Here is an 8315-nt window from a genome sequence, read left to right as displayed (position 1 = left end):
TATCTCAGTCTCTTTTTGACTATTATAAGATTTTTTCAAGAAAATCCTTCGCACGCTTACTTTTAGGTGCTGTAAAAAACTCAGCCGGAGGTGAATCTTCCACTAGGCGGCCGCCATCTAAGAATAAAACACGATCTGCTACTTCGCGCGCAAAGCCCATTTCATGCGTAACGATAACCATTGTCATACCCGTTTCAGTTAGTGATTTCATTACATCTAATACTTCTTTTACCATCTCTGGGTCTAAAGCAGATGTTGGTTCATCAAAAAGCATAATTTCTGGTTCCATCGCAAGAGCACGAGCAATAGCAACACGCTGCTTTTGACCTCCTGAAAGTCGACTTGGATACTCGTTTGCTTTTTCAGCTAGTCCGACTTTAGTTAGTAGTTCCATTCCTTTGCTCTTCGCCTCTTCTTTTGAGATTCCTTTAACTGTAGTAGGCGCGTATGTTAAGTTTTCAAGCACCGTCATATGAGGAAACAGATGAAAGTGCTGAAATACCATCCCGACATTTTGTCGCACGTTTATAATGTTTGTCTTCGCATTTGTAATTTCTTGATCAGCTATTGTAATGGCTCCACTAGTTGGCTGTTCAAGTAAATTCATACAGCGCAAAAACGTTGATTTCCCGGAACCTGATGGACCGATTACGGCGACTACTTCTTTTTCTTTAATAACTGTTGAAATGCCTTTTAGAACTTCATTTTGGCCAAAGGACTTGTGTAAGTTTTCAATTTTAATCACCTTTTCTCATTCTCCTCTCGATCACTTTACCAAGGAGCGTTAAGCCCATTACCATGATGTAATAAATTAATCCTGCAAATAACAGAGGTTCAAAATACGCAAACTTTTCTCCTCCAACGATATATGCACGTCTCATAATATCAAGCGCACCGATAACCGTTACAAGTGCTGATTCTTTCGTAAGCGTAATAAACTCATTCATTAAAGCTGGTAAAATGTTTTTTAAAGCTTGAGGCATAATGACTTGGCCCATCATTTTACGATATGGAATTCCTAAAGCAAGAGCAGCTTCACGTTGTCCTTTATCGACTGCTAAAATACCAGCACGAATAATTTCAGAGATATATGCAGCTGAGTTTAATCCAAATGCAGCAACTGCAGCAGGAAATGGCGCAATATCAAAACCTAAAATTTGTGGTAACCCAAAATAAATAAGCAATAACTGCAGTACGAGCGGCGTACCACGAAAGATTGATGTATAAAGATCAGCTAACCAAATGAGCGGTTTTGAACGACTAATTTTAAATAGAGATAAGATTGTCCCTAGTACAAAACCGACAATGGCTGAAGCTAAAACTATTTGAATCGTCACTCCTATCCCTTTTAAAATATAAGGGATTGAAGGCACGATTTGTGAAAAGTCCAAATTCATGCCTGTTTTCCTTCCTCTCCGTTCATTGTCTCTTATTCTTTACTATCAAACCATTTAACGATTAGCTCTTCTAGCTCTCCGCTTTCTTTCATTTCTTGTAGTTCTTTATTAAACTCATCCGTTAGCTTGCTGCCTTTAGGAAATGCAATGGCAGAACCTTTGTTAGAGTCTTCTCTTCCTGTTTCTACAAGTTGTAACGTATCATCTTTTGCTACATAGCCTTTTGCTACTGTATCCTCAATGATTGCTACATCAATACGATTTGACTTCATTTCTTGAATCAATTGTGGAATACGATCGCGACTTTCAATTTTAATGTCTACTTCTTCTGATAATGTTTTTGCTTCATCTTCTTGAATAGATGCTGTTTGAACACCTACTGTTTTTCCGTTCAGCTCTTCAATGCTATTAATCGGCTCGTCCTTTTTAGATACAAGTACATTTTTCGCCTCGTAATATACATCAGAGAAGTCTATGTTCTTTTTACGCTCTTCCGTCGGCGTCATTCCTGCTAAAACAAAGTCCACTTTTTTAGACTGTAAAGATGGAATTAAGCTACCGAACTCCATATCGACAACTTGTACTTCATAACCTAGCTCTTTACCAATTGCTTTTGCTAAATCAATATCGAAACCGACCGGCTCGCTGTCACCTTTTGCTGTATCAATATACTCAAACGGTGGATAATCAGCTGAAGTTCCCATTTTTAAAACTTTTGCATCCTCACTGCCTCCGCCTCCATTTGAAGCACCTTCACCAGCACCACAAGCAGCTAATGCTCCCGCTGTTAACAACCCTATAACTGTTACTGATAGCCATTTTTTCATTTTCATGTCACGTTTCCCCCAATTTTAATATTTTCTTAAAATTAATAATATTATGAAATAAGTTTTTCCTTATTGCAAGTCATTGTAAAAAAATAAATATATATTCATGTAACTGTATTTTAACACGTATTTATATTTATGCAACACTTTTTTTAAATATAGATTTAACTATATGAAAATACCTATCCACCATTTTCCATAATCATGTGAATCATGTATAAAAAATTGATATTACAAATATTTTCACCAAAAATAAAAAAGCCGCTTACGCGACTTTTTTATTTATACTTCTTCACAATATTGATCAAACGCTTCTTGAAGTTTTGTTACAACTGACATTGGCTCATGTCCTTCAATTTCATGACGCTCTACCATTGTCATAATTTTACCATCTTTTAATAGTGCAAATGATGGTGAAGATGGTGGGTAGCCTTCAAAATATTCTCTAGCGCGAGCCGTTGCTTCTTTATCTTGGCCAGCGAATACCGTAACTAGATTCGTTGGGCGCTTATCGTAATGAACGGAATGAGCAGCTGCTGGTCTAGCAATCCCTCCTGCACATCCACAAACTGAGTTAACCATTACTAATGTTGTACCGGGCTTTTGAAACGCTTCCTCTACATCTTCAGCCGTCGTTAATTGCGTGTAACCTGCAGCTTCAATCTCTTGACGCGCTTGGCGAACAACATCATTCATAAATAAATTAAAATCGATGTTCATCTTTTTACCTCCTTTAGTTAGCTACTTTTATCATAGCAAACCATGACTTAAAACGCGATTTCTTTGGCTTATGTTTACGAAAAAATTATTGTTACTTTATCGGTTGGTTTACTTGTTTATACTGATGAATTATTGTCTCAAATGCTTCCTCCATTGTTATGTCTCCTTTTTGCATACGTTGCTCAACATCTTTTAGCGTATCACGTAGCTCTTGCTTACCATAAAAAGACTCGTACAGATAATCAGCAATTCTCGACTGTAGCCATGAAGAAAGTTGAAGACCTCGCTTTTGCTCAAATCGTTCATTTTGTATTAGCCAGCTCTTGTAATCCAAGATGTGATTCCATAAGCTAATCAAATCACCTGTCTCGTAAACAGATGTTGTTAATACCCTTGGCTGCCAACTAGATGAATGAGCATATAGAAATGAAATAACGGACTCATACTCTTTTTTCGTCAGTACTGCTTTTTTTCGATTATCTCCATCCGCTTTATTTACACAAATCAAGTCGGCTAGCTCTAAGATTCCTTTTTTAATTCCTTGAAGCTCATCTCCTGCACCTGTTAAAACAAGAAGAACAAAGACATCAACCATTTGCTTAACGATTCCTTCACCTTGCCCCACGCCCATCGTTTCTATAAAAATGACGTCATATCCCGCTGCTTCGCATAAAAGAACAGCTTCTCTCGTCTTGCGATGAACCCCGCCTAATGTTCCTTGCGAAGGAGACGGTCGAACAAAAGCTCTTGGATGCTTAGCAAGCTGCTCCATTCGCGTTTTATCACCTAAGATACTTCCACCAGATACCGTACTGCTTGGATCAATCGCAAGTACTGCTACTCGGTATCCTTGATCACATAAATAAGTTCCAAATGCATTAATTAACGTACTTTTCCCTGCTCCTGGTACACCTGTAAATCCAATCCGAATCGATTTTCCAGTATGCGAATAAATTTCTTTCATTAACTGTTGAGCCAGGTGTTTATGCTTAGCAGCCTGACTTTCAATTAAGGTAATAGCTTGTGCTAAAGCAGCTCGTTTTTTTCCTAAAAGCCCTTCTTTATACTGAGACACTGTTTTTAATTTGGTCATATAATCACTCATCCACCGCTAGCTTTTCTTTAATCTTATCTAACACGTGGATAGCTGCTTTTGGAATGACCGTACCTGGACCGAAAATAGCTGCTGCTCCGCTTGCTTCTAAAAAAGGATAATCTTGCTTTGGAATAACTCCTCCAACAATGACTAAAATATCTTCTCTACCGTGTAAACGCAGCTGCTCAACAAGCTGTGGAAGTAGCGTTTTATGTCCAGCAGCAAGCGAGCTAAACCCTACGACGTGAACATCATTTTCAATTGCTTGCACAGCAGTTTCTTCAGGCGTTTGAAAAAGTGGACCAACATCCACATCAAAGCCTAGATCCGCAAATGCTGTAGAAATGACTTTTGCTCCGCGATCATGACCGTCCTGACCCATTTTGGCAACTAGGATTCTTGGTCTTCTTCCCTCTTCTTCTAAGAAGTCATCTGTTAACTGGCGCACTTTATCAATAAGCTCTGCTCCTTCAAATTCTGCTTGATAAACACCTTTTATTGAACGTGTAACCGCTTGATGCCTACCAGATATTTTTTCAAGAGCAAGTGATATTTCGCCTAGCGTTGCTCTTGCTCTGGCAGCTTCAACCGCTAACTCTAATAAATTTCCCTTTCCTGTTTCAGCAGCATGCGTTAAATCACGTAAAGTTTTTTCCACCTGCTTGTCATCGCGCTGATTCTTCAGTTCTTTTAATCTTTCTACTTGCGCTGTTAGCACTGCTTGATTATCAATATCTAAAATCTCTAACTCTTCTTCTTCGTTCGCTTTAAATGCATTCACACCAACAATAATTTCGGCTTTTGAATCAATTCTAGCTTGCCTTCTGGCAGCAGCTTCTTCAATTTTCATTTTCGGAATCCCAGTTTCAATTGCTTTTGCCATACCACCAAGTGATTCAATCTCTTCTAAATGACCCCAAGCTTTATGAACGAGCTCATTCGTTAGTGATTCAATATAATAAGCCCCTCCCAACGGGTCAATAACAGAACAAATAGACGTTTCATCTTGTAAATATAACTGTGTATTACGTGCAATTCTTGCTGAAAAATCCGTTGGTAGCGCAATTGCTTCATCCAATGCATTCGTATGCAGTGACTGCGTGTGCCCTGAAACTGCTGCCAGTGCTTCCACACATGTACGCACTACGTTATTGAACGGATCTTGCTCCGTTAAGCTCCAGCCAGACGTTTGCGAGTGCGTACGCAAAGCTAACGACTTGGGATTTGTTGGATTAAACTGTTTCATTAGCTTAGCCCATAGCAATCTACCGGCTCTCATTTTTGCTACTTCCATAAAGTAGTTCATTCCAATCGCCCAAAAAAATGATAGGCGTGGTGCAAAGGCATCGACTGAAATACCAGATTTTATTCCGGTTCGAACATACTCTAATCCGTCTGCTAGCGTATAAGCTAGCTCCAGGTCAGCTGGTGCTCCCGCTTCTTGCATGTGATAGCCTGAAATACTGATGCTATTAAATTTGGGCATATGCTCAGACGTATACTTGAAAATATCTGCAATAATTCTCATCGACATATCTGGAGGATAAATATACGTATTACGTACCATGTATTCTTTTAAAATATCATTTTGAATGGTACCGGCTAGCTGCTCCTTTTGCACACCTTGTTCTTCAGCAGTCACGATATAAAAAGCCATGATTGGTAATACAGCACCATTCATCGTCATTGAAACCGACATTTTATCCAGAGGAATACCATCAAAAAGCTTTTTCATGTCTAAGATTGAATCAATTGCTACCCCCGCTTTTCCTACGTCACCAACCACGCGAGGGTGATCAGAGTCATACCCTCGATGTGTTGCTAAATCAAAAGCAACAGACAATCCTTTCTGCCCTGCAGCTAAATTTCTGCGATAAAAGGCATTGCTTTCTTCTGCTGTTGAAAACCCTGCGTACTGACGAATTGTCCATGGTTTTTTCACGTACATCGTCGCGTAAGGTCCTCTTAGATATGGTGGTTTTCCTGGTGTAAAATCAAGAAATTCAATGCCTTTATAATCTTTTTCTGTATATAGAGATTTCACAAAAATTTGTTCATTTGTTTGAAAAGATTCTACAGTATGCTGCTTACTCTCCACAGCTTTCGGTTGCGTAACAGCGCCAAAATCAATATTTTCAAATTGTGGTTTTTTATACATGTTGATTCACCTCAATCCAGCGTACTAATTGCGCAAAACAATTAATTGCATTCACATTTTCATTAATGAATTCCGCAGCTCCGTCTACCTCTGATTTTGCTACAACAAATACGTAAAGCTTTTCTTGTTTATACCCATTAAGGAAGGCAAGCATATCTTTTACTTGTTCAGGTTCACCACATACTACGTATGCATGACAAGGACGCTTTTTCAACCATTCAATGGTATCCAGGTCATGATATAACGGTGAAAAAGTTTCACATTGAAATCCACCAGACTGGAAAAAATCATAAGCAAACTCTTTTTGTTGCTTAACCAATTTACTTTCTGATAATTCAATGCAACCAATAGTCAATCCTTTGGTTCTTTCACGCATCTGTTCAAACGCTTCGCTTTTTCTCCACTGATTCAAAAAGAGAATTGCTTGAGAAGGGGATTGTTCTTCATGCGCATTCACCAATAGAGAAGATGCCGTCAATTCATTTCTTAATTGCAATTGATATTCGTGGTAGTCTTTGTTTGCAACGTTATCTTCTTCATAAGTAGTTTTACTTGGAGATACATAATGCGTAATTCCTACCATTCTTTCATTTCTGCTATGTATCTGTTCTCTTTTCTCTTCACTTACATGTTGAAGCTCACATTGAATCCAACCTGACTCTAGACATGCTTCCATACCGCCTTTAGATTCCATTTTCTGAAACAGCTTCCAAGCTTTTTCTGCAAGCTCATGCGTGTAGGATTCGATGTACCATGAGCCTCCTGCCGGGTCTATGACTCTGCCTAATTGTGATTCTTCTCGAAGCATTAGCTGCGTATTTCGTGCGAGTCGATTGGATAATTCTGTTGACTGCTTTGATATAGCATCATATGGATAAACATGGAGGCTATTTGCTCCGCCAATAATTCCAGCAAATGCTTGCAGTGTTCCTCGTAAAATATTCGTATGTAAGTCTTGAGATGAAAGCGTATGGATGGATGTATTTACATGGATGAAAGGAAGCGGTACGTCTATAGTCTGTGAAAATGCTCGAACGGCCTGAAGCCACAGTAAGCGAAATGCACGTAGTTTTGAAACTTCCATAAAAAGCTGTGAGCTTGTTGAGAATGAAAATGCCAGATGAGGTAATACATGATGTAAAGGAATATTGCGTCTTAAACATTCATCCATATATTGTACGGCTGTTGAAAGTGCATATGCTAACTCTTGAACGGCTGTTGCCCCGCTCATGTGATACGGTTTTGTATCAATAAGTACCGTCTTTAGCGAACTTTTCTTTTCTTGTACAAAAGCAATTGCGTTTGCCATGTCATGATACAAATCAGTGATTGGAATTGGTGAATGAGCGTGTTCAGCTAATGAGCCGAGCGGATCCATTCCAACCACTCCAGCTACTTGTGATAATGTGATCCCTTCCTGTTGACAGTACGTATCAATGGATTCAATCAACGGCAGTGCCGTATATCCAGAAGGAATAAAAAGAGGTACTTCAGGTAACTGAATGTCCTTAAAAAGCGCACATAGATCTGCATAGTTAGAGAGCAAAACGCCGCTTTTTAATTCAGTAAAAGGAACTGTTAACGGATTCTTTCCTTTAATTGATATAGGATTTAACTCAATAGCCAATGACGTTTGTCCGTTATCTAATGCTTCCTTTATCATTTGATTCGCTTTCTTTGGAACGGCTACATTTATTCGTTGTGCAATATTCCATTCATTTGATACGAAATGTGAGTCTATTCCTCTTACGAATAAGTAAAGCTCTTCGTCTTTTAAATGTGGTAAATCTTGCACGTCATTTTTTCGGTAAAGCGTTTTCAAAAAAATGTTCTCAAACGTTTCTTTTTCATATAGATGAGGGTCATCTTTTAGCGCTTTTTTTACTTCTTGTATCCATTCTTGCTGAGGAGTATAGGCAAATTCATGAAAGGATGGTTTATTCATCGTCATTTCCCCTTTATACTTTGATACCAAAGCCTTTTTCTGCTGACACACTCTCTTTTATTTTATTACATTCTATAAACGAAATATATATACCTTCTCAAAATACCGTATGCCAAATCGGCATGACGAGCAAAACCTTTTCGAATTAAATATTAAACAAATAAAAGAGTTT

At 38.5% G+C, this 8315-nt stretch carries 7 protein-coding genes; all 7 read right to left on the bottom strand.

The features are described from left to right. Nucleotides 1-22 precede the first annotated feature (22 nt). The 7 genes from BFL01S_RS17620 to BFL01S_RS17590 all read right to left on the bottom strand — a co-directional run bounded on the left by BFL01S_RS17620 (nucleotide 23) and on the right by BFL01S_RS17590 (nucleotide 8143). Nucleotides 23-745, bottom strand: a complete 723-nt coding sequence (locus BFL01S_RS17620) for an amino acid ABC transporter ATP-binding protein (protein WP_025909774.1) — start codon at nucleotides 743-745, stop codon at nucleotides 23-25. Further along, complete coding sequence (locus BFL01S_RS17615; RefSeq protein ID WP_025909773.1) at nucleotides 738-1397, bottom strand: amino acid ABC transporter permease; 660 nt, start codon at nucleotides 1395-1397, stop codon at nucleotides 738-740. The genes BFL01S_RS17620 and BFL01S_RS17615 overlap by 8 nt, the downstream gene beginning before the upstream one ends. Nucleotides 1398-1429: 32 nt before the next feature. Beyond that, nucleotides 1430-2224, bottom strand: a complete 795-nt coding sequence (locus BFL01S_RS17610) for a transporter substrate-binding domain-containing protein (protein WP_061786493.1) — start codon at nucleotides 2222-2224, stop codon at nucleotides 1430-1432. Nucleotides 2225-2506: 282 nt separating this feature from the next. Then, nucleotides 2507-2944, bottom strand: a complete 438-nt coding sequence (locus tag BFL01S_RS17605) for a BrxA/BrxB family bacilliredoxin (RefSeq protein WP_025909220.1) — start codon at nucleotides 2942-2944, stop codon at nucleotides 2507-2509. 91 nt (nucleotides 2945-3035) lie between these two features. Further along, on the bottom strand, nucleotides 3036-4037 hold the full coding sequence (meaB, locus tag BFL01S_RS17600) for a methylmalonyl Co-A mutase-associated GTPase MeaB (protein WP_061786492.1): 1002 nt from the start codon (nucleotides 4035-4037) through the stop codon (nucleotides 3036-3038). Between the two features lie 4 nt (nucleotides 4038-4041). Then, on the bottom strand, nucleotides 4042-6198 hold the full coding sequence (gene scpA / locus BFL01S_RS17595) for a methylmalonyl-CoA mutase (protein ID WP_061786491.1): 2157 nt from the start codon (nucleotides 6196-6198) through the stop codon (nucleotides 4042-4044). Beyond that, complete coding sequence (locus BFL01S_RS17590) at nucleotides 6191-8143, bottom strand: methylmalonyl-CoA mutase family protein (protein WP_025909223.1); 1953 nt, start codon at nucleotides 8141-8143, stop codon at nucleotides 6191-6193. The genes scpA and BFL01S_RS17590 overlap by 8 nt, the downstream gene beginning before the upstream one ends. Nucleotides 8144-8315: the final 172 nt, after the last annotated feature.

Origin of the sequence: Priestia flexa NBRC 15715 (assembly GCF_001591565.1) — a bacterium.
Taxonomy (GTDB): Bacteria; Bacillota; Bacilli; order Bacillales; family Bacillaceae_H; genus Priestia; species Priestia flexa.
This window is presented reverse-complemented; position numbering and strand designations above follow the sequence as displayed.

Coding starts and splice junctions, on each gene's coding strand:
- meaB (WP_061786492.1), bottom strand. CDS start 4,037: ATGACCAAATTAAAAACAGTGTCTCAGTATAAAGAAGGGCTTTTAGGA.
- BFL01S_RS17615 (WP_025909773.1), bottom strand. CDS start 1,397: ATGAATTTGGACTTTTCACAAATCGTGCCTTCAATCCCTTATATTTTA.
- scpA (WP_061786491.1), bottom strand. CDS start 6,198: ATGTATAAAAAACCACAATTTGAAAATATTGATTTTGGCGCTGTTACG.
- BFL01S_RS17610 (WP_061786493.1), bottom strand. CDS start 2,224: ATGAAAAAATGGCTATCAGTAACAGTTATAGGGTTGTTAACAGCGGGA.
- BFL01S_RS17605 (WP_025909220.1), bottom strand. CDS start 2,944: ATGAACATCGATTTTAATTTATTTATGAATGATGTTGTTCGCCAAGCG.
- BFL01S_RS17590 (WP_025909223.1), bottom strand. CDS start 8,143: ATGAATAAACCATCCTTTCATGAATTTGCCTATACTCCTCAGCAAGAA.